Genomic DNA, 22647 nt, shown 5'->3' on the forward strand with positions numbered 1-22647 from the left:
AATAATTCCCTTGTTAATAAATTCTCTTGGCCTAACTGACCGGTTTTCGTATCAGTTTATTGCGCTAGTCTATGTTTATGGTGATTAATATAGTAAATAGACGTTTAGATGTCTATTTGTTTTTGGCTTTGAGATAAAAAAGCGTAAAATAGGGCAAGTTTATTTTCAGTGGCGATGACATTGCCGCTTTTGCCTGCAAGTTAAGGATTAACAGGGGATTTCAGTTGTTTTTAAAAAGAAAAAGTCAATTACATACCATTATTGAGCTGCGCGTTGCCGCCATAGTGATCCAGGTATTATTGATCTTATTTGTTTATTTTGGCTTGCATTATCAGCTGCAGCTCTTGCCCTTATTCAGCATTGTCGCACTTGAAGTTGTTTTTACCCTGGTCAGCTATTTTTGTTATCGCAAAGACAAAGTGGCGGGTCAGTATGCGGTGTTTGCGCAGATTTTTGCCGATATCCTGTTTTTATCTCTGCTGCTGTATTTCAGCGGCGGTGCTACCAATGCCTTTGTATCTTTGTTGTTGATCCCTATCGCCATCGCTGCGGTTACCTTAACGCCTGTGATGTTGGTGAGTACTACCTTGGCGGCCATTTTATCCTACAGCGTATTGCTGTGGTTGTTGCCGATGAATATGATGCACGGCAATATGCAGGGGCATTTTATTGCTATGTGGATCAACTTTTTATTTTCCAGCATAGTGGTGGCGTTTGTGGTCGGCAATATGGCGCGGGCCATCAATAAAAGAGAGCTGGCGATTGCGGCTTTTCGTGAAGAGCAGTTAAAGCAGGAAAAAATCATTTCTCTCGGGGTAGCCTCGGCGCAGGTGACCCATCAGCTGGCAACCCCCATTGCCACGGTGCAGTTGCTGGCAGATGAACTCAGCGAAGATTACCCCAAAGATAAAGCCGTGAGCGAGATGCAGCAGCAGTTAAAACGCTGCCAGCAGAACCTGCAGGAGTTTCGTCAGCTGGCACTGGATTTAAAAGAGCAAACCACCCAGCAGATGAGTTGTCAGGATATTATTAAAGAGATCCAGCAGCATATCGGCATCAACTACCCGGATATCCATTCTGTACTCATCAGTGAGGAAAGCGCGGGGGAAGTTGCCGGCAATGATCAGCCAAGTTCGGAGCAGGCGGCGGTGATTGCCGATGTCACCCTGTTGCCGGCGATCCTTAATTTAGTGAATAACGGCGTCAGGGCAACCAAGGCCAATAACAGTAATACTATCGAGCTGAAAAGCCTTTATGAAAAAGGGTTATGGCAGTTTTCTATCCGTGACTTTGGCGCCGGTTTTACCTTGTCGAAACTGGCAGAGCTGGGTGTCGAGCCGGTTTCCAGTGAGCAGGGACTGGGTATGGCGGTCTTTCTCAGTCATGCCAGCCTGGAAAGGCTGGGAGCCAAGCTGGAATTAACCAATCACATTGACGGCGGCGCCCTGGTCACCTTGAGTCTGCCGTTAGCGCGCCCCGGTGCTTATTCGTCATAAATAAGTAGATATAAGGAAGTGAGTAAAGGGATGAAATTATTAATAATTGAAGACGATGAAGTTTTCGCCAATACCGTTAAACGCCGGTTAGAGAAATATCACTTTAGCTGCTGGCATGCCAGCAATGCCAATGATGCCTTGCTTGCCTGTCACCGTTACCTACCGGATTATATTCTGCTGGATATGAAGCTCGAGCATGAAAGCGGTTTGCAGTTAATCAAGCCGCTGCGAAAAATACGTCCCAACAGCCGGATTATTCTGTTAACCGGTTTTGCCAGCATAGCCACTGCCGTGGATGCGATTAAACTGGGGGCGGATGATTACCTGACCAAGCCGGCGGATACTTCTACCTTGCTGGCGGCGCTCAATGATAAAAAAATCCCGGCTGAAATCCCACAAGCCGAAGATGTCTTATCGGCAGAACAGGCGGAGTGGCAGCATATTCAGCAAGCATTAAAGTTTAATAACGGCAATATTTCCGCCACTGCCAGACAGTTATCCATGCACCGCAGAACCCTGCAGCGTAAGTTACAAAAGCGCCCGGCGGCGCTGAAAAACGAATAGTCAGCCAAATTTACGGCGACCCGAAAGGCTGCCTTTACCGGGATATCCGGGCAGCCAACCGGGGCTGTTGCTCTGGCTGCTAGAGGTTATAGGCAATATGCTGGTGAAAGCGTACTATCACTTCATCTTTTTCCGGCGATAACGCCAGCTCGAACGCCATCAGCCGCACCGCCAGCTCTATCTGGTTGAGGAAGCGGCCATAGCCATAATCCCCCTGATCGTTTTTTGTGGCAATAAAGACCAGCTGGATATTGTCCACCAGCTCCCGCGCATCCCATTTGCACACTATGCCAAACGGCGGAGATTCCGGGTTTACCCCCAGCACCTGTAATTCGCCGCTACGTCTGAAGGCTTCCTCTTCACTTTGCCGCACTATGGGTACCAGGCCGTTGGCTATCAGGGCGCCGTTATTTAAATTATATTGCTTGGTTACCCGGGTAAAGGTATCGGCGATCAGCGTATATAAAGGATTGTAGGGATCCATGGAATGATGGTCTATTTCGGCCAGCTTAAGCAGGTTATTGCTGACCGGGATATTGACCACGGCATAGGTCATGGCGGAGATATTTTTATCGATGGCAACGTTTTGGCTGGCATAACGTTCGGGGATAGGCCGTAACTTGTGCGCCTGGCTGTTGATCACCGCTTTTTTCCTAGCATTGAGATCATAGGTTAAATGCTGATGATCCCTGAGGCGAAAGTTCAGGTTTTCTACGGCTAATTCCTGTTTTAACCTGTCGAGCAGCAGACAAATCCTGGCATGGAAGCGGGCGGCGTTGTAGCGGATATCTTCACCGGTTGACAGGAATAACAGGGTGACTTTTTTCGCCCGGACATGCGGGTCGAAAAATGACTTTTGTAATTCATGGTAGCTGGGGTTGTAATAAAACAATATCTGCTGGTTGGTTTGCCATTGATGCATTTCCTGGCTATAACGGACCCGGGCGAGTTTGTCGTTGGCAATAAATAAACTGTTGGTGATTTCAAATTCATCGCTGAGTTTAAAGAAGTGTTCGGATAGTGCCTGGTAGCAATGCAGATAGGGCGGTTGTTGCTCTGATCTCGACTGTGGGGAAAATTTGCCGATAAGTTCATCCGTTAACGGAAACTCGGCAATGATATACTGATTATCTCTGGCGTTGGCTGGGATATACGCTTTGTGGGATGCGCTGCGTTTGCGTATGATAGACATGTTTGGATTCCTGTTTTCCTGCCTGCTTGACGGCCCAGACCCAAAACCGGGCGCTGGCTAAGCTGATGGCTAAGCTATTTTTGAGGCTAGTGTATGCACAAGCTGTGACACTTTTATGTCAGCCGTTAAAAAACTGCAACAAAGCCGGTGCTTATGTTATCCGGGAAAGGGGTAAATAAATAATAATGCTATGAAAAGTTTAAGAAAATAATATGATAGAAAATGAGCGATTAATGGTCGAGGCCATTAACCAGGTGATGCCTTTTGGTAAATATGCAGGACGTAAATTATTACAATTGCCAGAGCCCTATCTGGTGTGGTTTAACGCCAATGGTTTTCCTGAAGGGAAATTAGGTCAGCAGCTGGCGCTGGTTTATGAAATCAAATTAAACGGCTTGGAGGGCATGTTACAGCCATTACTCAGGGGGTAACGGCTGTGGCTTGTGCAAGGTGCTTAGACGGCTTATTCGTCGTCGAGATCTACCGCTTCGCTTGCCATGCTATCGCTGGCAATTTTGGCTTTACCGAATAAGGTATGGAATTGCTTCGGGGTTAATACTTTATTCTGGTATTTCAGCCAGGTTTTTTCAATTTTGTGCTCCGGCTCTGCTTTACCTTCGCATACCTCAACAAAGTGTTGCTCCTGCTCGTTAATGGGAGATCTTTTACCTGAAGATAATTCGCTCAGGGCAACGCCATATTGTTCTAAGAGCTGTACCTCGGCTAAGGTATAGTCCCCCGAGCGGCTCATGCCCCTGGGATAATTTCTGTCGTCGTAAAATTTACGGTTGCTTTTGAAGCTGTCTTGATTAATTTCCGTCGTATTCATTAGGCTCAAACTCAAAAAAAATAAATTTATGGTTCCGCTCGAATATTTAGTTCATTTCTTTTGCTTTTTCAATCTCTTTTTGCATGATCAGATAAAAATTCGATGAATTTCTTTTGCCGTGTTTATTCTCTCGCCAGCCGAATACCCGGCTGCGGATTTTTTAAATTCTTTTGTTATAAACATTAGGTGCGGGATAACATCTTTTTATATGAGCTTTTTGCTAATAACTTGTTTTATCACATTAATGTCATATTAAGGTCATAAACAGGCTTTCTCTAATTACAAAATGCAACTTTTGTTGACATTTTCTCACGATTTTTCTGGTTGCATTGTCCGGGCAATTGTTCTTAAATAACTCGTCGGCTGAATTTCAGTATAGACCGCTAAGTATCTAATTAATAATATATTATCAATGAGTTATGGAGTGTTATCTATGAGAAGACAAAAAAGAGATCGTTTAGGCAGAGCATTTTCAAATGGTTACCAGGCAGGCCTCTTAGGTAGAAACAAAGAAAATTGTCCATATCAAAATACCAACGCCAAATCGGAGTGGCTTGGCGGCTGGCGAGAAGCCATGACGGATCGAAATACCGGTTTATTTAAATAACTTTTCCAGTACAACAAAAAATTTCCTCATTTGTTATAGCAAAAAAAGCCCTCTATCCGAGGGCTTAAACTTATCTGGCGTCCGCTATTTTTTTCTGGCTTTACTTTATGCCTGGCCGCAGGCGGGGCATGTCGCCTGTTTATTCAGGGTAAATTGCCGCCATTGGTTGGACAAACCGTCGAACAGGCTGAGTTGGTTTACCGCCACCTTATTGGCGGTGAGCAGCTTAATGGCGGTTAACGATTGCATACCGGCAATAATTGCCAGTACCGGGCCGAGAATACCTATGGTTTGGCAGTTGTTGACCGGGGCTTTTTCACTGGCGGGAAACAGGCACTGGTAACAGGCGCTGTCGGGGTTTCTTGGATCCACCAGCAGGTGTTGTCCGTCAAAGCCGGTGGCGGCGCCGACAATCAGAGGTACCTTGTGCTCCAGGCACAGCTGGTTCATTAAATATCGGGTGGCTATGTTGTCGGAGCAATCTATGACTAAATCCACCAGATCCAGGTAATAAGGCCCCAGTTCGGCATCGAGCATTTCATCAATGACTTCGATATTGATTTCCGGATTTTGCTGTTGCAGTTTTTCGCTGGCAACATCGGCTTTATTGTTTTGCAGATCGTCTTCGCTAAACAATATCTGCCTGGGCAGGTTGCTGATTTCGACGTTGTCGCCGTCGGCAAGGTAGAGGTTACCGACACCGGCCGAGGCCAGATAAAGGGCGGTGGGGTTGCCCAGGCCACCCATGCCGACAATCAGCACTTTGGCGTTGCGCAGCGCCTGTTGTCCAGCCTCGCCAATCTGATTTAACATGATCTGACGGCTGTATCTGAGTTGTTCGTTATTGCTTAACACGCTCATTGTAATGTTATTAGTCCCACTGCTGTGCTTTAGAAGTATCACTGTGGCGGGCGTCGAGCCATTTTTCACCTGCTTCAGTGAGCTCTTTTTTCCAGAACGGGGCTTGTACCTTGAGGTAGTCCATGATGAACTCGGCGGCGGCAAAGGCATCCTGGCGATGTTTGCTAGTGACGCCGACAAAGACGATTTGTTCGCCGAGGTTAAGCTGGCCTATTCTGTGGATCACCCGGACCCGGCCGATATCCCAGCGCGAGCGGGCGGTTTCCAGTATTTTTTCCAGCGATTTTTCTGTCATGCCCGGATAATGCTCCAGGTACAAGCCAGAGACTTTCAAGCCTAAGTTGTTATCCCGGACCCGGCCGGTAAAGGTAACCACGGCGCCGTCAGCGGCATTATCCTGTTCCAGGTAAGCCATCTCATCGGCGAGGTTAAAGTCTTGGGTTTGGATGCTGATACTCATCTTGTGATCCTGTTTCGAGCCTTTTGCGATCTGTTCGTTAGCCGCCGGTGACCGGCGGGAAAAAGGCGACTTCGTCCCCTGATTTTACCGGGTGTGAACCATCCACCATTTCATGATTGACGGCGCTTAATAACGAAGCATTGTTGAAGGTCTCCTGCCACTGGGGATTTTGCTCAACCAGCAGTTGTTTGATTTTGGCTATGCTGTCGGTGTTTTCGCCGGCGTTGACTTCAAGTTCGGCGCAATTGAGTTGCTCGCGCAGGGCGGCAAAAAAAACAACTTTGATCATATTTCACCTTTATGGGTTGTCATTACTCATGGTTGGGGCCTGCCATAAACCGGTTTTACCCCCTTCTTTGGATAATACCTTGATGCCGTGAATTTCCATGGCGGGATCGGCGGCCTTACACATATCAAACAGGGTTAAGCAGGCAACGGAAACCGCGGTCAGGGCTTCCATTTCTACCCCGGTTTGCCCGGTTAACCGGCATAATGCGGTGACTTTCACCTGGCTATTGTCACTATCGGCTTCAAAGTCTACCTGGACCTTACTCAGCATTAGCGGATGGCATAAAGGAATAAGGTCACTGCACTTTTTCGCCGCCTGGATACCGGCAATACGGGCAACGGCAAAGACATCGCCTTTTTTGTGCTCACCTGTGGTGATCAGCGCCAGGGTTTGTGGGGTCATGGAAATGTAGCCCTGGGCAACCGCGGTTCTGGACGTCATGGCTTTTTCGGTGACATCCACCATATTGGCTTCACCTTTTTGATTAACATGGCTCAGTTGTACGCTGTCCGGTGAATTACTCATATGTTAGCCCCGGGTCTCACATTGCTCAGCGTCGGTAAATTTCAGGTGCGGTACAAAGTTGCAGGGACGATGGCTGGCATCGAGCTGTTCTTTGATCACCTTGTCCCAGGCGGTTTTACAGGCATTGGTTGAACCCGGTACGCATAAAACCACAGTGCTGTTGGCGATGCCGCCAAAGGCGCGTGACTGTATGGTTGATGTGCCGATTTCTTCCAGGGAGACATGGCGGAACACTTCGCCAAAACCTTCTACCGCTTTGTCGAATAAAGGCATCAGCGCTTCCGGGGTATTATCCCTTGAGGTAAAGCCGGTACCGCCGGTGGAAATCACCACCTGGACATCATCGCTGGCGATCCATTTGGAGACGATCGCCCTGAGCTGATAGACATCGTCTTTGACGATTGCCTTTTCCGCCAGCTTGTGTCCGGCTGTGGTCAGCTTGTCCACCAGCGCCTGGCCGGAAGTATCGTTGGACTCGTCCCGGGTATCGGAAACGGTTAAAACTGCAATGTTTAAGGGAATAAAGGTTTTGCCACCATGACTAGACATAGAAACTCCGTAATTACTTGAACCTGGCTTTGGCTTGCTGCCATTGTTCTGGGGTATTAGTGTTAAATAAATGGGATGTTTTGTCAGGGACCACACTGGTGTGGGGAACCTGATTTAATAAGGCTTTAAACGAAGGACCGCTCTTTTTCCCCTGAGAATGTTCTTTGGGAATTGCCGCTGTGTTTTTCGCGAAAGCCTGAGACATAAACAGTTCGACATAACCGTTATTGGGCAGGTACAGCGGAATATTGTGTCCCTGGAAAAAACAGGCCTTTTGGCTGAGTTCTCCCTTGATTTTCAGCTGGCTTAATGCCGATGCTGTCATCAGGGGCAAGTCTACCGGCAGGGCTAAAATCGCCGCGGGGCGGTAATGTTGCAAGACGCTGTAAATCCCGGCAACCGGCCCGCCATTGGCTATGATATCCGGTACCTGGTAGTTATTGCCGCTGACGACGATGTCTTTAATACCTATATCGGTCAGTAACTGCTTACTAAAGCTGAGCATGTCGGTATTGCCGCGCATCAGCTTGGCTTTGTTTTCACCCATGCGGGAAGACAGGCCGCCGGCGAGCACTACGCCTAAACAGCCGCTGTTGGCTAAGCTTGCTTTCACGCCTTAACCTCCCAGCATGGCCAGATGCTTGGTGGCGCCGGTCAGTTTATCGTGCAGGAAATGGGAGGCTTTTTTATCATCGAGCAGGGACAGGATCCGTGCTTTTAACGGCGACAAATCGTCCTGCTGCAGTTGCTCTCTTAACGACAGGCCCTGATCGCCGAATAAACATAAATGCAGTTTGCCGCTGGAACTCACCCGCAGGCGGTTGCAGCTGTTACAAAAATCTTTGCTGTAGGGCATGATCAGGCCGATTTTTCCCTGGTAGTCCGGGTGGAAAAATTCCTGCGCCGGACCCGCTGATTTATCGCGGATCACCGGTTGCCAGCCGTCGAGGATCAGGTTTTGCTTGATACGTGAACCTTTAACATGCTGGGCATCAAAAAACTCCTGGTTATCGCCGGTTTGCATCAGCTCGATAAAACGCAGGGTTACCGGGGTATCTTTTAACCAGTCAAGGTAGGTTTGAATATCATAACCGTTATATTCGCGCATCAGCACGGTATTAACTTTGATATCCGGGCGGCCGTCTGCCAGCGCCATATCGATACCTTGCAAAATGGTTTTGAGTTTATCGTGTCCGGTAATGGCGTGAAACTGTCTCGGATCTAAACTGTCGATGCTGATGTTGATGCTGTCGATACCGGCATCGAGCCATTGGGGCAAGTGCTGGGGCAGCTTAAAACCATTGCTGGTGATGGCCACTTTTTTGATGCCCGGGGTTTGTTTGCAGGTTGCAATGATCTCAGGCAAGTCTTTGCGCAGCCCGGGCTCTCCGCCGGTAATGCGGATTTTTTCCGTGCCCAGTTGTGCAAAGGCATGGGTCAGGCGCTGTATTTCATCCAGGGATAAAAAGTCGCGATTGCCGTCGCACTGGTAACCGTCCGGCAGGCAGTAGTTGCAGCGAAAGTTGCAAACGTCGGTAATTGAGAGGCGCAGGTAATAAAACCGGCGGCCGAAATTGTCTGTTAACATGTCACCTTTCCAAATGTCGGGAGGCTAACGCGTTTCCTTGTTAACCCTGGTGGTTGCCAGACCCCTTGTTATGACATCAGGGGCAACATCGGCAACCACGGCTTAAAACAACATTTCAAAACAAAGCGTTAATCTTAGGTTTTGAATTAGCCGTTTCAGCTCGGCGATTAAAATATATGCTTTTCTATTACTAGCTTCTTTAGCTTAGTGCAATTATATAGCTTAGATATAGGACTATCTTACAATTAATTGCGACAATTGGCACTAGTGTTAGCAAACTCCGTTGGCTTTACAGGGAAAAGTTTGATCTGCGTCATTAGATGGCCGGTTACAAATTTGCTAATTTAGATGATATTATTCAGGCATAAAAAATTGATGAGTTAACTTAATGAGTGATTGTTGTTCAGCCCCCGGATTACTGCCGTTTGAAACCGCCCTGGAAAAGATGCTCAGCAGCATCACCCCGATAACTGAAACCAGGGAATTAGCGATTGGCGATGCCCTGCATTATGTTCTGGCACAAGATGTTTTAAGCCCGTTAAATGTGCCCCCCCACGATAATTCGGCGATGGACGGTTATGCCTTTGCCGCCGACAGTCTCAAAGACAGCCGGGTACTGACTCTGGCGGGAAAATCTTTTGCCGGTGCCCCCTTTGAAGGCAAATGTCTACCCGGGCAATGTATCCGTATTATGACCGGCGCTAAAATGCCGGCAGACTGCGATACCGTGGAAATGCAGGAAAATGTTGAAGTGACTGAGGCGGGCATTGAATTTCTCAAGCCGAGAAAGCCGGGTGATCACGTACGTAATGCCGGCGAAGACATTAAGGCCGGGCAGAAGGTGTTAAGTGCGGGCCACAGATTGACAGCAATCGATATCGGCGTGCTTGCTTCCCTCGGCCTTGGTACCGTGAAGGTTTACCGCCAGCTTAATATTGCCCTGATCGCCACCGGGGATGAATTAAAATCCCCGGGGCAAGAATTAACGCCGGGGGATATATATGAAAGTAACAGTTATGTGCTGGCTGCGATGCTGAAAAAGCTTCATGTCAATGTTATCGACTTTGGCATCATAGAAGATGATTACCAGTTGATCAAAGAGGCCTTCGTTAAAGCCGACCAGCAGGCGGATGCGGTGATCTCCTCCGGCGGCGTTTCTGTCGGAGAAGCGGATTACACCAAAGATGTACTGGATGAGCTGGGACAGATAGATTTTTGGAAAATCGCCATTAAACCGGGTAAACCTTTTGCCTTTGGCCAGTTAAGCAACAGCATCTTTTTCGGCTTGCCGGGCAACCCGGTATCGGCATTGGTGACGGCGCATCAACTGGCGATCCCCGGCTTGTTGAAGCTGCAAAATGCCGAAGTGGCCAAGCGCATTTCGGTAACGGCGACAACGGCAACCGATTTACGTAAATCCCCGGGGCGTATGGATTTGCAACGCGGGGTGTTATCGGTGAGTGAGACGGGAGAAAATATTGTTACTTCCACCGGGGCTCAGGGCTCAGGCATTTTATCCAGCCTGGCCCGCGCCAACTGTTATATTGTGCTGCCCCGGGAGCAAGGCCGGGTAGCTGCCGGTGAACAAGTTACGGTGCAACTGTTTGATCAGTATCTGCAATAACCAGCGCCACTGCTAAACCAGTCTAAGTAAAACGGCAGCCTGCTCAAGCGCTGCCGTCTTTGTTTTTAGGCTAGGGCAAAGATTACTGTATATTACTGTTGTTTTATACAGTAATGTTTTGTACAATAAATCTGTAGTTTGAGTTTTGAGCAAAGTTAGTGTGTTTTGTCGGCACATGGATAACAAATAATGTTAATATGTTTTATCAGCGCGCTGATAACCAACAATGGATTAATGAGGGGAAATCATGGCAGTTGAAAGCCGATTTGTCGTAATTCGACAGGGTGTGGAGGTAGAAACATTTATGGACAAAAAATCAGCAGATGAATATGACAAGATGCTGGATATGGCGGATAGCCTGGCGGAAATGTTATCTCATGCACCGGTTGAATTAACTGAGCAGGCAACCGAAGAATTAAGTATTTATTTTGCCAAGCACAGGGAAGATGTGTTAATTGCCCTGCAGGCGAAAAAAGCCAAACCTGAACCCGCTAAAGCGAAAGCTGAACCGGCGCTAAAAGCCGTGGAAAAAAAGGCTGAAAGTAAAGGGGAAAAGAAACCGGCTAAGGCAGCGAAAAGCACTAAGGCGAGTAAGGCTGAAAAGGAAGCCAAGCTCAGTGAAGCAAGTTAAGGCCGTATAAGTGTTATTGGCCGGTAGATTAATGTGGCAGTAGTCGTAATTTGACCATAGAGTATCAGCTGATCCGCAGCGATAAGCGTAAAACCTTAGGCTTACAGGTGAAAAAAGGGCAAGTTTTTGTGCGTGCCCCCCGGTTTGTAGGCGCAGAGCAAATAACCGCCCTGGTGCAGGCAAAATCTGCCTGGCTCAAAGCCAAGGTTGCCGAGCAGCAATTGCTGCTTGAAAATGAGGTCAGCCTGTTTTGCCAGGACAGTGAAATCTGGATCCGCGGTACCCTGAAAAGGCTGGATATTCGTGACCTGCCGGCGCTTGGCTCTGCTGTGGCCAGTAAAGCCCGGGTGCGGGAGTTCGAGCAGGTAATAGAGCTTGCTTTACCGGCAGCTAAACTTGCCTCTGGCCATGAGCAAGTATCTTTGAGCGTCAAAAAGCAGCTTGAACTTTGGTTTAAACAGCAGGCGCAGGATTATATCCCTGCCAGGCTTGAATACTGGTCCCAGGCAACCGGCCTGAGCTATAAGTCTTACAAGATCCGCCAATATAAGGCCCGCTGGGGCAGTTGCAACAGCCGGGCTGAGCTGAGTTTTAACAGCTTGTTGATGATGGCGCCCGACTGGGTCATAGATTATGTGATCGTACACGAACTTTGCCACTTGCAACATCTCAACCACTCTCCGGCTTTTTGGCAGCTAGTCGCCGGTTTTTATCCTCAATATGCGTTGGCCAAGCAATGGCTGAAAAGCAATCAAATGAAATTGAGCTGGAAATAATTGCTGTTGTTTAACCATTTGATTGTTAGCTTTATAACGGTTATTTACCGCTTATTTTCTTTTCCCCGGTTTGATTAATATCGCGCTATGCACTATTAATAAGATGCAAAGGGCTGACATTAAAATAAATAAAACCAAGCTTTAAAACTATCTGTTTATTTTTCATTTTTTAGCAGGGAAGTTGTCTGTTAAATAAGGGTTCCGGCTTGTGACTGAACATTACTCAGTGGCTGTCGGGACAACAAGAGGGATAGATTATGAAGATAACCGGTTATAACCTGAAACTGATCTGTTTATATTTAGCCTCCACTCTTTTCTCTGTCGGCGTATTCCATTTATTGACGGAAATCCCATACTGAGCAACCGGCTCCGGGGTTGCCGAGTTCACAAGCCCTAAATTCTAAGTCAAACAAGCTGTTAGGATCTCGCTTAACGGGGTCATGACAATGTTTACAGTTAATTTACAATTTATAGGTTTGGTGATTAACAAACGCCTCTTTTTAGGGTAAATTATCGCCATTAAAATAACAAAAGGTTCAAAATGTTATGACGTCATCTGTATTAATTTGCGATGATTCCAATATGGCGAGAAAGCAGGTGGTGCGCAGTTTGCCATCTCACTGGCCGGTAGAAGTGCAAACGGCTAAAAATGGTATTGAGGCGCTTGAAGTTTTGCGCAACCAGGCGGTTGATGTGTTATTTCTTGATTTAACCATGCCGGAGCTCGATGGCTTGGGAGTGTTGCAAAAAATCAAAGAAGAAGGCATAACTTGCTCGGTGTTTGTGATTTCTGCCGATGTTCAGCCGGCGATGCAGGCGAAAGTGCTTGAATTAGGTGCCACGGCATTTTTGCGTAAACCTGTTGAAGGCGAAGTCTTAATGGATGAATTGCAAGTACATGGGTTTCTATGACTGCATTTAATTTAAATGAAGATCAACAGGATTGCCTTCAGGAGCTGATCAATGTCGCCATGGGGCAGGCAAGCGATCAACTGGCCCGTTATCTGGATACTTTTGTGCATTTACGGGTGCCGAGTATTGAGCAGGTAAGCACCACCAGCCTGTCCAATAGCCTGAATAAGGAACAGCAATCTGTGGCTGTGGTCAGCCAGGGGTTTTTGGGTTATGAAGGTATCCGGGGCGAAGCTTTACTGGTTTATCAACATAAAGACTCCGACTGTATTGGCAATATCCTGGGTTATGAGCCGGATGAGCTATCGGTCGAAGAGCAGCTTATTGACCTAAGCTCCATTTTAACCACCACCTTTTTGAATGTCTTTGCCCTGCAAATTGATAATCAGATGTCTTATAATGCTCCGCGCTTACTTTCCAGTGGCCAGGATGCGCTTGCCGTCTATTTGCAGCAATTATCCTTTAATTGCGATATGGCGTTAAAGGTGAAAATTACCTATCAGGTAACGGACTATTCTTTTAACTGCGATATGATTTTACTCATCCCCGAGTCAGCCATCACCAACATTAAAGCGGTTATCGACAGGATATTGGCAGATTACTAAGGAAGGAAACTATGTCGATGGAAACCTTTCATTCGACCATTAATAATCAGTTAAATACCGGGGTCCTGATCCTGGATTTAGACTTGAATATTGTGTTTTGGAACCGCTTCCTGGAAGTGCATGCCAATCAAAGAGCCAGTGAGGTTGTCGGCCGCTCTGTTTTTGAGGTATTTAAAGAATTGCCGCGCCGTTGGTTTGAACGTAAAGTGACCGGCGTGGTGCAGTTAAACACTCCATCCTTTTGCTCATGGGAGCAAAGACATCATTTATTTGAATTGCCCCATACCCGGCCTATTACCACCGACAGTCATTTTATGGCGCAAAATTGTACCTTTTTGCCCCTGGCCCCCGACGGCGTGATCCAGCATATCTGTATTTTGGTTGAGGATGCCACCGATGTCTGTCACTACCAGAGCATGCTGCAAAAGACCCTGGCAGATCTGGAGCAGGCCAATCGCATTGATGGCCTGACCCAGGTATATAACCGTAAGCACTGGGAAGAATGCTTATCCAAGGAGTTTGATCGCGCGCGCCGTTATCAACATGACTTATCCCTAATAATGTTTGATTTAGATCATTTTAAGAAATTAAATGACATACACGGCCATCTTTGCGGCGATATGGTCTTGATTGAAGTGGCGAAAACCATCAGGCCACTACTGCGTAGTTGTGACTTTTTTGGCCGCTATGGCGGTGAAGAATTTGCCATTATTTTGCCGGAAACCAATATTACCGGTGCGGCAGATGTTGCCGAAAGAATTCGTCAGGCGATAAGACTTAATGTCATGGAATATCAAGGTGTTGAAATAAGTGCTTCGGTCAGTGTCGGTGTCGGCGAATTTGAACCGAGAACCCGGCGTTATGAGGATTTGATCGGTAATGCCGATGCTGCTTTATATGAGGCGAAATCAGGCGGGCGCAACCGAACCTGCTTATTTAAAGACTCTGTTGTCTGCTTGTAATTTTTATTCAAAATATGTAATTGGTTTTCAAAATAAACGGTTGACAGCTAAATATTAATCAGGCATGTTATTGAGTATGAAAATTCAACACAGCCAAATTACCACTATTATTACCACTACCACCCTCACCGGGATGGTGGTCATTGGCTGACGTGTAAAATAAACGATTTTATCAAAGCCCGTGACCGACAAGGTTCCGGGCTTTTTTGTTTTTAAGGGGATGTAAAAATGCGTGTACTCAAATTTGGTGGTTCGTCGCTCGCCACTGCTGAACGATTTAAGCAAGTGGCTCAAATCATCAAGGATAAAAGCCAGTCATCATCTGTGGCTGTGGTGGTCTCGGCGCCGCAGGGGGTGACCAACCACTTGGTGGCCATGGCGGAAAATATCAGCGATGAAGACAAACTCAGTACCGATTTACAGCTTTTTAAAACCGCGATAGACACCATTATCGATGATTTAAGCGCCAGTCTGGACGGCTTTAACCGCCAGCATGCGGAGCAGGCGCTGGCAAATTGCGAACACCAGCTGAGCCGTTATATGCAGGGGGCGACCATGCTGTCGTTTTGCCCTGAACATATCCGGGCACGCATTATCAGCACGGGTGAAAGGCTCAGTGTTGCCATACTTGAGTCGGCTTTTGCGGCGCTCGGCAGTGAAGTCTCCATCCTGGAGCCGGAAAAATTCCTCTTTACCAGCGACGAATCCCTTAATGCCGTGGCAGATCTGGTGCTAAGCAAGGAAAAGTTTGTCGAGTGTTACAGTGAGCGCAAACCAATTGCTATTATGCCGGGCTTTTTCGGCGTCAACAGCCAGGGAGAAGTGACCACCTTAGGCCGTAACGGCTCGGATTATTCGGCGGCGGTGCTGGCGGTATGTGCCGAAGCTGAATGCTGCGAGATCTGGACTGATGTTGACGGTGTTTTTAATGCCGATCCCCGCTTAATCAAAGATGCCAAATTGCTTGATTACCTCTCTTACCAGGAAGCGATGGAATTATCCTATTTCGGCGCCAGTGTCTTACATCCGAAAACCATAGGCCCGATTGCCCAGTACCACATTCCCTGTCTGATCAAAAATACCGGTAATCCCCAGGCGCCGGGTACCCTGATTGGCAATGAAAATGACCAGCAAAAGCGGGTTAAGGCAATCTCCAACCTCAATGATCTGACCATGGTCAATGTTTCCGGCCCGGGTATGAAAGGCATGGTGGGTATGGCCAGCCGGGTCTTTGCTACCATGAGCCGGGAAAATATTTCTTTGGTGCTGATCAGCCAGTCATCCAGCGAATACTGTATCAGTTTCTGTATTTATTCCAGTGATGCCCTGCGCGCCAAGCAAAGCCTGGCGGAAGAGTTTGAACTGGAATTGCTTAACGGCTTGCTTGAGCCGATCTCACTGACCGGCGACCTGTCCATTGTTTCCCTGGTGGGGGACGGCATGCATCACCAGCGCGGTGTGGCGGCGAAATTTTTCAGCTCGCTGGCACAGGCCCGGGTCAATGTGGTGGCCATTGCCCAGGACTCGTCCGAGCGCAGCATTTCCGTGGTAATTGAGCAAAGAAAATGTACCGATGCCTTAAAGGTCAGCCACCAGAATTTCTTCTCGTTTAAACCGACAATTGATGTCTTTATGATAGGTTGCGGCGTGGTCGGCAGCGAGTTGATCGCCCAGATCGCCCGACAGCAGCCAAGCCTTAAAGCCCAGAATATCGATCTAAAAGTGTACGGCCTGGCCAACAGCCAGGGTATGGTGTTTGATGAAAACGGTATTGATCTCGATAACTGGCAAGAGAGTATGGGTAAAGATGCGGTGCCGGTCACGGTGGAAAATATCAAGGCGTTTGTCCGTGACAACCATTTGATTAACCCGGTGCTGGTGGATTCTACCTCCAATGAAGAATTGGCCATGAGCTATGTCGGTTTCCTTGAAGAAGGTTTCCACGTGGTGACCCCGAATAAAAAATCCAATACCGACTCCTGGCAGTATTATCAAGAATTGCGGGAAGCGGCGCAAAAAACCAACCGCCGTTTCCTTTATGAAACAACGGTCGGCGCAGGATTACCGGTGATTGATACCCTGCAGAACCTGATCAAGGCCGGTGATCAGCTGGTGAAATTTGAAGGCGTGCTTTCGGGCTCTTTATCCTATATTTTCGGTAAACTGGAAGAAGGGATGCCGCTATCCCAGGCAACGGCAATTGCCAAGGAAAATGGTTTTACCGAACCGGATCCCAGAGACGATCTCAGCGGTATGGATGTTGCCCGCAAGCTGTTGATCATGGCGCGTGAATCGGGAATGCAACTGGAACTTTCCGATATCGAAATTGAGTCGGTATTGCCGGAGAGTTTTGACGCCGGTGGCGATGTCAGCCGCTTTATGGCCAACCTGGAAAAACTTGATGATGAATTCAGCCTGAAAGTGCAAGCCGCTAAAAACGAAGGCAAGGTGTTAAGGTATATCGGCAACATTGATGAAGGAAAGTGTAAGGTCACCATAGAAGCGGTCGACAGTAAACATCCTTTGTATAACATCAAAGACGGCGAAAATGCCCTGGCGATCCACAGCCGTTATTACCAGCCGCTGCCTTTTGTGTTGCGCGGTTATGGCGCAGGTGCTGCGGTCACCGCCGCCGGTGTTTTCGGTGACTTACTCAGAACCCTGGCATGGGAGCAGGAGCACTAATGGCAGTATCAGTATTTGCGCCGGCGTCGCTGGCGAACTTCAGTGTCGGCTTTGATGCCCTGGGACTGGCGGTAAAACCCGTTGACGGCACCTTGCTTGGCGACCTGGTTACCGTAGAACAGGCTGAGGGGGAAAATAATCTCAAGGTTGTGGGGCAGTTTGCCGACAAATTGCCTTTAGCACCGGAAGATAATATTGTCTGGTCTTGCCTGCATTTATTTAACGAAGCGATGGCGGATGCGGGCCGGGCCACAGAAAAAGTTACCATTACTTTAGATAAAAAAATGCCGGTCGGCAGCGGCCTGGGATCGAGTGCCTGCTCTGTGGTGGCGGCTTTGGCAGGGTTAAATGCCTTTTACCGGGATTGTTTTGACGAAAAAACTATGCTGAAAATGATGGGCCAGATGGAGGCGAAAATCAGCGGCAGTTTGCACTATGATAATGTCGCTCCCTGTTACCTTGGCGGCTTGCAACTGATGGTGGCGGATGAGCACATCATCAGCCGCACTTTGCCGGATTTCAAAGACTGTTTTTATGTGATGGCCTATCCCGGTATCGAAGTTTCTACCAAGGCGGCCCGTGAAGTGCTGCCGGAAAATTACAGCCGTAAAGATCTGCTGTGCTATGGCCAGAATCTGGCGTCTTTCGTCGATGCCTGCCACCGCCAGGATAAAGCGCAGGCTTTTGCGGTATTGCAGGATGTTGTAGCTGAGCCTTACCGCCAGTCATTATTGCCGGGGTACGAGCAGGCGCGCAATTATTTGCTGGCCCAGGGCAGCCTGGCGGTCGGTATTTCCGGCTCGGGTCCGACGCTGTTCTGCGTATGCGATCAACAGGAGCGGGCACAGGAGTTGGCCAGATGGCTGCAAGATAATTATTTACAAACTGAGTTGGGCTTTGTTCATGTTTGCCGGGTTGATGACCTTGGTGCCCGTACGCTAAAAGACTAAGGAATGAATAAGTGAAGTTTTATAATCTAAAAGAAAATGATGAAAAAGTAAGTTTTGCCGGTGCGGTCAGACAGGGACTCGGCAAAAACCAGGGGCTGTTTTTCCCCGAAGAAATTCCCGCCTTTGATAATATCCAGGAGCTGCTGGCCCTGCCTTTAGTGGAGCGCAGCGTTAAGGTTTTATATCCTTTTGTCAAAGACGACTTAAGTGAGGATGAATTAAAAGAAATCGTCACCGCCGCGTTTAATTTCCCGGCGTTATTGCAACCGATTTCCGAAGATCGGGCGATCCTGGAACTCTTCCACGGACCGACCTTGGCTTTTAAAGATTTTGGCGCCCGCTTTATGGCGCAATGCCTGCAAAAATTCAGCAAAGAAAAGAAAATTACCATCTTGACCGCCACATCCGGCGATACCGGTGCTGCTGTCGCCCATGCTTTTCACGGTCTGGATAATATCCGCGTGGTGATCATGTATCCTAAGGGCAAGATCAGCTTGCTGCAGGAAAAAATGTTTACCACCCTGGGCGGCAACATTGAAACCCTGGCGATAGACGGTGATTTCGATGACTGTCAGGCGCTGGTAAAGCAGGCCTTTGACGATAAAGCTCTGGCGGCAGCAATCGGCCTGAACTCAGCCAACTCCATTAATATCAGCCGTTTGTTGGCGCAAATTTGCTACTACTTTGAAGCCGTGGCCCAGCTGTCCCGTCAAAAAAGTAAGAGTGAGCTCGGCGATGTCGTTTTCTCTATTCCCAGCGGCAATTTCGGCAACCTGACTGCAGGTTTATTTGCCAAGGCGCTTGGTCTGCCGATCAAACGTTTTATTGCCGCCACCAATGAAAATGATACTGTGCCCCGTTACCTGGAAACCGGTCAGTGGTCGCCCAATGATACGGTTGCAACCATGTCCAATGCCATGGATGTCAGCAACCCCAATAACTGGCCGCGTGTGGAGCATATGCTTAAAGCCGGTATTATTGATAAAGAAGCCGTCAGCTCGGTTTCCGTGGGAGAAGAGCAGACGCAATCGACCATGTTGCAACTGAATAAGCTGGGTTATATTTGCGAGCCCCATGCGGCTGTGGCTTATAAGGCGATGCAATACGGTTTGACAGAGCAGGAGTTCGGGGTGTTTTTAGGTACCGCCCATCCGGCGAAATTTAAAGAAGTGGTGGAGAGCATCTTGGGTCAGCCGCTGGGCTTGCCGAAAGAGCTGGCAGATTGCGCCGGAGAGAAAATCCTTTCCAGTGATATGACGCCTGATTTTGCCTTGTTACGTGAATATCTGTTAAAGGGCAATTAATCCTTTTATCCGGTAAGGTTTTTATCTGTTAACGCCCCTTGTTTTTCGCTGGAAAAGCAAGGGGGGGTTTTTTATCGGCCCTGGCGGGATTGGGCTGTTACGGGTAAACTAGCCGCTTTAATTTCATTCATTATTATTTGCCTTTTCATGAAGACATCTGACAGCATCAGCCAGCCGACGTGGCAGCACATTATTAAGCAGCAACAGCAGCAGCAATATTTCCAAACCCTGACCGCAGAAATTGACCGGCAAAGACAAGCGGGGGAAGCAATTTACCCGCAGGAGGATGATGTTTTCAGCGCCTTTAATTATGTCGATTTAACTGAGGTAAAAGTGGTGATCCTCGGACAAGATCCTTACCACGGTGCGGGGCAGGCGCATGGCCTGGCATTTTCGGTGTTACCCGGGGTGAAAGTGCCGCCGTCCCTGGTGAACATTTACAAAGAACTGACCACGGATATTGAAGGCTTTACCACGCCGGAGCATGGCTATTTAACCCCTTGGGCAAAGCAGGGGGTATTGCTGCTTAATACCGTACTTACGGTACAGCAGGGCAAGGCCCACTCCCACGCAAAACTTGGTTGGGAGCAATTTACCGATGTTATTATTGACCAGATAAACCAAAACAATCCCGGCTGTGTCTTTATCCTTTGGGGCAGTCATGCCCAGAAAAAAGGTAAAAAAATAGATGGTGACAAACATTATGTTTTAGCCGGGCCGCATCCGTCGCCGTTATCGGCTTATCGTGGTTTTTTTGGTTGTAAGCATTTCTCAAAAACCAATGCCTGGCTGGAACAACAAGGTCAGACACCGATTAACTGGTGTCTGGATTGATAGGATTGACGCACCTTTAGTTAAGGTTTAGTCGGGCATTAATCGAAGTAGATGATCATTTCCGCGGCTTCGCAGTGACAGTTATAACCGCACAAAATGCAGTTGTAACCGTTTTTGCTGTCTTCATACCATTTGTCCGGGTGTGATTTCACCAGCTGGCCGCCGCACTTGGTAAAATATTTTACCGCACTGTTGCCGGGACTTTGTCTCCATAAATGGCTGACCCCTGCCAGTGAGCCTTGCTCTTTGGCGGCGGCAATGGAAAGTTTTAACAGCTGGCCGCCGATGCCGTGGCCGCGGTAGTTTTCATCGACGGTATTGCATTTAAAATAACAGCTTTTATCCACCGGCACTTTCCATAGCTGGGGGCTACACCATTTATCGACATGCCACTGGCCGGCGGCAAAGGTGATACGAAAACCGATAAGCTTGTTCTGATCGTAAACCACATAGCCGCTGTTGATGCCGTTTTTTATGCCTTTTTCATACCAGGCTCTGATGTTTTCGCTATTGAGGTAGCCGTCGCCGTGGACGAAGTTACCCAGGGTGATGATGTTGTCAAAATCATCCGGGGTTAAATTTTTATAAATGAACTGCTTAGTCATATAAGTGAACTGTAAATACTTGAGTTTGATAAGTGCAACTATTGGCAAATAATGGCATAGTTGGCGCGATAAAAAAATAGTGAAACAGGCGAAAGTTATCGGTGTTATTGTTAACTCTTGTTGCCGCAGTATCTATAACGATATGCTTATATTGATGTTTCCAATTAGTTCGTAGTTTGGAGTGAATGATGTACGACCCCTTGCATGATCTGTCCCCGGGGATAGGCGAAGATTACCCCGACAGTTATTGGGCTGATGTGTCCAAAGATGCCCCCGAAGATGACGGCATGTTGAAACAAGATCTGGATGTCGATGTGGCTATTATCGGCGCCGGTTATACCGGGTTATCGTGCGCCCTGCACCTGGCACGCGAACACGGCATTAAAGCCACCGTGTTGGAAGCGAATAAAACCGCCTGGGGCTGCAGCGGCCGTAATGCCGGGTTTATCCTGAAATCTTCCGGTCGCAAGGCCTACTCCACCATGGAAAAGCAGTGGGGAGAGGAAGTGATGCGCGGTATCTACGGGGAAATGTGTGCCGGGGTCGATACGGTAAACAGTTTAATTGCCGAGGGCATAGATTGCGACCGGCAGGATGCGGGGTATATCAAGGTTGCCCATAAGCCGAACAAACTCGATGAATTGATCTCACTGGCGAAGTTACAACAGAAAATGTTTGGCTATGATGTCCAGATATTGTCTCAGGATGAGGTACGCAGCCAGTACATGGATGATCGCAATGCTTACGGCGCTATCCGCTATCAGGATGGTTTTGGCTTAAACCCGCTGAAACTTGCCTGGGGTTACCAAAAACTGGCACGTAAGGCCGGAGCAAAAATATACTCATCTTCTCCGGTGACTGACTGGCAAACGACAAATAACAGACAACAATTGATCACCCCTCAGGGGATAGTGACCGCGAAAAAGGTGGTAATAGCCACTAACGGCTACACCCCGAAAAACCTCCATGGCCTGGTAAAAAACCGTACTTTGCCTGTACTTTCCCAGATCATCGTGACCCAGCTACTAACGCCGGCTCAGCTTGAAGCCTGTAATTTTCTCACCAGCAATGTGGTAATGGATACCCGGGCGCTGAAATATTACTATCGCAAATTACCGGATAACCGCATTTTATTTGGTGGCCGTGGAGCGATCACCGGCAAGGGTGCCGAAGATCCCTATTATGCCAACCGTTTATTGGAAGTATTAAAAACCAGCTTCCCGTCATTGGCACAAATTAAATACGATTATGCCTGGTCTGGCTGGATTTGTATGGCGCTGGATGATTTGCCCCATATTTACCAAAGTGAAAATAATGATGTTTTCTACAGCATGGGCTATTGCGGCAGCGGAGTGTCTTTTACTGTTCAGGCGGGCAAACGACTGGCGCAAAAAGTGGCCGGCGAGCAGCTACCTGACTTGCCGCTTTACCAGAAAGCTTTGCCAAAGTTTCCTTTTGCACCGCTTCGCCGGGTGGGGCAATGGGGTTACTTCCATTACGGTAAAATTAAAGATACCTGGTTTTAAGCGCTTATTTCACCTTATTTGCACCCCCTCCTTAAACCATTTTTAGTTTAAGGAGGGGCCATGGAAACCGACATTTTTTGATGAATTAAATTGGATATTATCTTTTTTCCGGTAATAGGAGCTTTTTAATCAGGTGTGGTTATTTTAATGTTTTGATCCTGATGGAAACAGAGGGTTATGCCGTTGTTTATTAATTGAGTTAGTTGTTACTCTCGTGTAAAATTCGTCCCCTTTTTTAGTGTGTATTCATATCCGAAGCGATCCGCTGTCAAT

At 47.9% G+C, this 22647-nt stretch carries 25 protein-coding genes and 1 riboswitch; of the genes, 15 read left to right on the plus strand and 10 right to left on the minus strand.

What is annotated here, in order from left to right; translation table 11 throughout:
* Positions 1-224 precede the first annotated feature (224 nt).
* Both QL234_RS00465 and QL234_RS00470 read left to right on the plus strand, forming a co-directional pair.
* Positions 225-1496 carry a HAMP domain-containing sensor histidine kinase gene (locus QL234_RS00465; protein ID WP_281555909.1) on the plus strand — a complete coding sequence of 424 codons (1272 nt, stop codon included), beginning with the start codon at positions 225-227 and terminating at the stop codon, positions 1494-1496.
* A 30-nt stretch (positions 1497-1526) separates the two neighbouring features.
* Complete coding sequence (locus QL234_RS00470; RefSeq protein ID WP_281555910.1) at positions 1527-2060, plus strand: response regulator; 534 nt, start codon at positions 1527-1529, stop codon at positions 2058-2060.
* 79 nt (positions 2061-2139) lie between these two features.
* On the opposite strand, the gene QL234_RS00475 is transcribed toward QL234_RS00470, so the two are convergent.
* Entirely contained in the window at positions 2140-3252 is a 1113-nt protein-coding gene (locus QL234_RS00475) for a DUF3083 family protein (RefSeq protein ID WP_281555911.1), read from the minus strand.
* Positions 3253-3464: 212 nt separating this feature from the next.
* Between QL234_RS00475 and QL234_RS00480 the strand changes: the two genes are divergently transcribed.
* Positions 3465-3683, plus strand: coding sequence for a DUF3820 family protein (locus QL234_RS00480; RefSeq protein WP_044831894.1), 219 nt, complete (start codon positions 3465-3467; stop codon positions 3681-3683).
* 32 nt (positions 3684-3715) lie between these two features.
* Here QL234_RS00480 and QL234_RS00485 read toward each other — a convergent pair whose 3' ends face one another.
* Positions 3716-4081, minus strand: coding sequence for a DUF413 domain-containing protein (locus QL234_RS00485; protein ID WP_281555912.1), 366 nt, complete (start codon positions 4079-4081; stop codon positions 3716-3718).
* Positions 4082-4514: 433 nt separating this feature from the next.
* Between QL234_RS00485 and rmf the strand changes: the two genes are divergently transcribed.
* Positions 4515-4688 (plus strand): ribosome modulation factor, encoded by a 174-nt coding sequence (gene rmf / locus QL234_RS00490; protein WP_044831892.1) that lies wholly within the window; start codon positions 4515-4517, stop codon positions 4686-4688.
* A gap of 105 nt (positions 4689-4793) precedes the next feature.
* On the opposite strand, the gene QL234_RS00495 is transcribed toward rmf, so the two are convergent.
* The 7 genes from QL234_RS00495 to moaA form a co-directional block, all read right to left on the minus strand.
* Positions 4794-5549 (minus strand): HesA/MoeB/ThiF family protein, encoded by a 756-nt coding sequence (locus QL234_RS00495; RefSeq protein WP_281555913.1) that lies wholly within the window; start codon positions 5547-5549, stop codon positions 4794-4796.
* Between the two features lie 10 nt (positions 5550-5559).
* A complete protein-coding gene (gene moaE, locus QL234_RS00500; RefSeq protein WP_281555914.1) occupies positions 5560-6009 on the minus strand; it encodes a molybdopterin synthase catalytic subunit MoaE in 450 nt (149 codons plus the stop codon).
* Positions 6010-6046: 37 nt separating this feature from the next.
* Entirely contained in the window at positions 6047-6298 is a 252-nt protein-coding gene (gene moaD, locus QL234_RS00505) for a molybdopterin converting factor subunit 1 (RefSeq protein ID WP_281555915.1), read from the minus strand.
* Between the two features lie 9 nt (positions 6299-6307).
* Entirely contained in the window at positions 6308-6823 is a 516-nt protein-coding gene (gene moaC / locus QL234_RS00510) for a cyclic pyranopterin monophosphate synthase MoaC (protein ID WP_281555916.1), read from the minus strand.
* A 3-nt stretch (positions 6824-6826) separates the two neighbouring features.
* Positions 6827-7372 (minus strand): molybdenum cofactor biosynthesis protein B, encoded by a 546-nt coding sequence (moaB, locus tag QL234_RS00515; RefSeq protein ID WP_281555917.1) that lies wholly within the window; start codon positions 7370-7372, stop codon positions 6827-6829.
* Between the two features lie 13 nt (positions 7373-7385).
* Entirely contained in the window at positions 7386-7985 is a 600-nt protein-coding gene (locus QL234_RS00520; RefSeq protein WP_281555918.1) for a molybdenum cofactor guanylyltransferase, read from the minus strand.
* A 3-nt stretch (positions 7986-7988) separates the two neighbouring features.
* Positions 7989-8960, minus strand: a complete 972-nt coding sequence (gene moaA, locus QL234_RS00525) for a GTP 3',8-cyclase MoaA (protein WP_281555919.1) — start codon at positions 8958-8960, stop codon at positions 7989-7991.
* Positions 8947-9138: riboswitch (molybdenum cofactor riboswitch) on the minus strand. (Overlaps the previous gene by 14 nt.)
* A 210-nt stretch (positions 9139-9348) precedes the next feature.
* On the opposite strand from moaA, the gene moeA reads away from it, so the two are divergent.
* The 10 genes from moeA (at position 9349) to ung (ending at position 20243) form a co-directional block, all read left to right on the plus strand.
* Entirely contained in the window at positions 9349-10584 is a 1236-nt protein-coding gene (gene moeA / locus QL234_RS00530) for a molybdopterin molybdotransferase MoeA (RefSeq protein ID WP_281555920.1), read from the plus strand.
* A gap of 247 nt (positions 10585-10831) precedes the next feature.
* The gene (locus tag QL234_RS00535; protein ID WP_281555921.1) at positions 10832-11215 is read left to right on the plus strand and encodes a YebG family protein; all 384 of its coding nucleotides are present in this window, start codon (positions 10832-10834) and stop codon (positions 11213-11215) included.
* Between the two features lie 50 nt (positions 11216-11265).
* Positions 11266-11991: a SprT family zinc-dependent metalloprotease gene (locus tag QL234_RS00540; protein WP_281555922.1), complete on the plus strand. Its 726-nt coding sequence runs from the start codon at positions 11266-11268 to the stop codon at positions 11989-11991.
* Positions 11992-12537: 546 nt separating this feature from the next.
* Complete coding sequence (locus QL234_RS00545; protein ID WP_281555923.1) at positions 12538-12903, plus strand: response regulator; 366 nt, start codon at positions 12538-12540, stop codon at positions 12901-12903.
* Positions 12900-13508: a chemotaxis protein gene (locus tag QL234_RS00550; protein ID WP_281555924.1), complete on the plus strand. Its 609-nt coding sequence runs from the start codon at positions 12900-12902 to the stop codon at positions 13506-13508. The genes QL234_RS00545 and QL234_RS00550 overlap by 4 nt, the downstream gene beginning before the upstream one ends.
* A gap of 11 nt (positions 13509-13519) precedes the next feature.
* A complete protein-coding gene (locus QL234_RS00555) occupies positions 13520-14470 on the plus strand; it encodes a diguanylate cyclase (protein WP_281555925.1) in 951 nt (316 codons plus the stop codon).
* 228 nt (positions 14471-14698) lie between these two features.
* Positions 14699-17155, plus strand: a complete 2457-nt coding sequence (thrA, locus tag QL234_RS00560) for a bifunctional aspartate kinase/homoserine dehydrogenase I (protein WP_281555926.1) — start codon at positions 14699-14701, stop codon at positions 17153-17155.
* The gene (thrB, locus tag QL234_RS00565) at positions 17155-18105 is read left to right on the plus strand and encodes a homoserine kinase (RefSeq protein ID WP_281555927.1); all 951 of its coding nucleotides are present in this window, start codon (positions 17155-17157) and stop codon (positions 18103-18105) included. Before thrA ends, thrB begins: the two co-directional genes overlap by 1 nt.
* 11 nt (positions 18106-18116) lie before the next feature.
* A complete protein-coding gene (gene thrC, locus QL234_RS00570; protein WP_281555928.1) occupies positions 18117-19409 on the plus strand; it encodes a threonine synthase in 1293 nt (430 codons plus the stop codon).
* Between the two features lie 147 nt (positions 19410-19556).
* The gene (gene ung / locus QL234_RS00575) at positions 19557-20243 is read left to right on the plus strand and encodes a uracil-DNA glycosylase (RefSeq protein ID WP_281555929.1); all 687 of its coding nucleotides are present in this window, start codon (positions 19557-19559) and stop codon (positions 20241-20243) included.
* 38 nt (positions 20244-20281) lie between these two features.
* Here the strand turns inward: ung and QL234_RS00580 are convergent, their stop codons facing one another.
* The gene (locus tag QL234_RS00580; RefSeq protein WP_281555930.1) at positions 20282-20848 is read right to left on the minus strand and encodes a GNAT family N-acetyltransferase; all 567 of its coding nucleotides are present in this window, start codon (positions 20846-20848) and stop codon (positions 20282-20284) included.
* Between the two features lie 185 nt (positions 20849-21033).
* Here QL234_RS00580 and QL234_RS00585 point away from each other — a divergent pair, with 185 nt between their 5' ends.
* Positions 21034-22374 (plus strand): FAD-binding oxidoreductase, encoded by a 1341-nt coding sequence (locus QL234_RS00585; protein WP_281555931.1) that lies wholly within the window; start codon positions 21034-21036, stop codon positions 22372-22374.
* Positions 22375-22647 lie beyond the last annotated feature (273 nt).

Origin of the sequence: Thalassomonas sp. RHCl1, from assembly GCF_947387555.1 — a bacterium.
Classification (GTDB): Bacteria; Pseudomonadota; Gammaproteobacteria; order Enterobacterales; family Alteromonadaceae; genus Thalassomonas.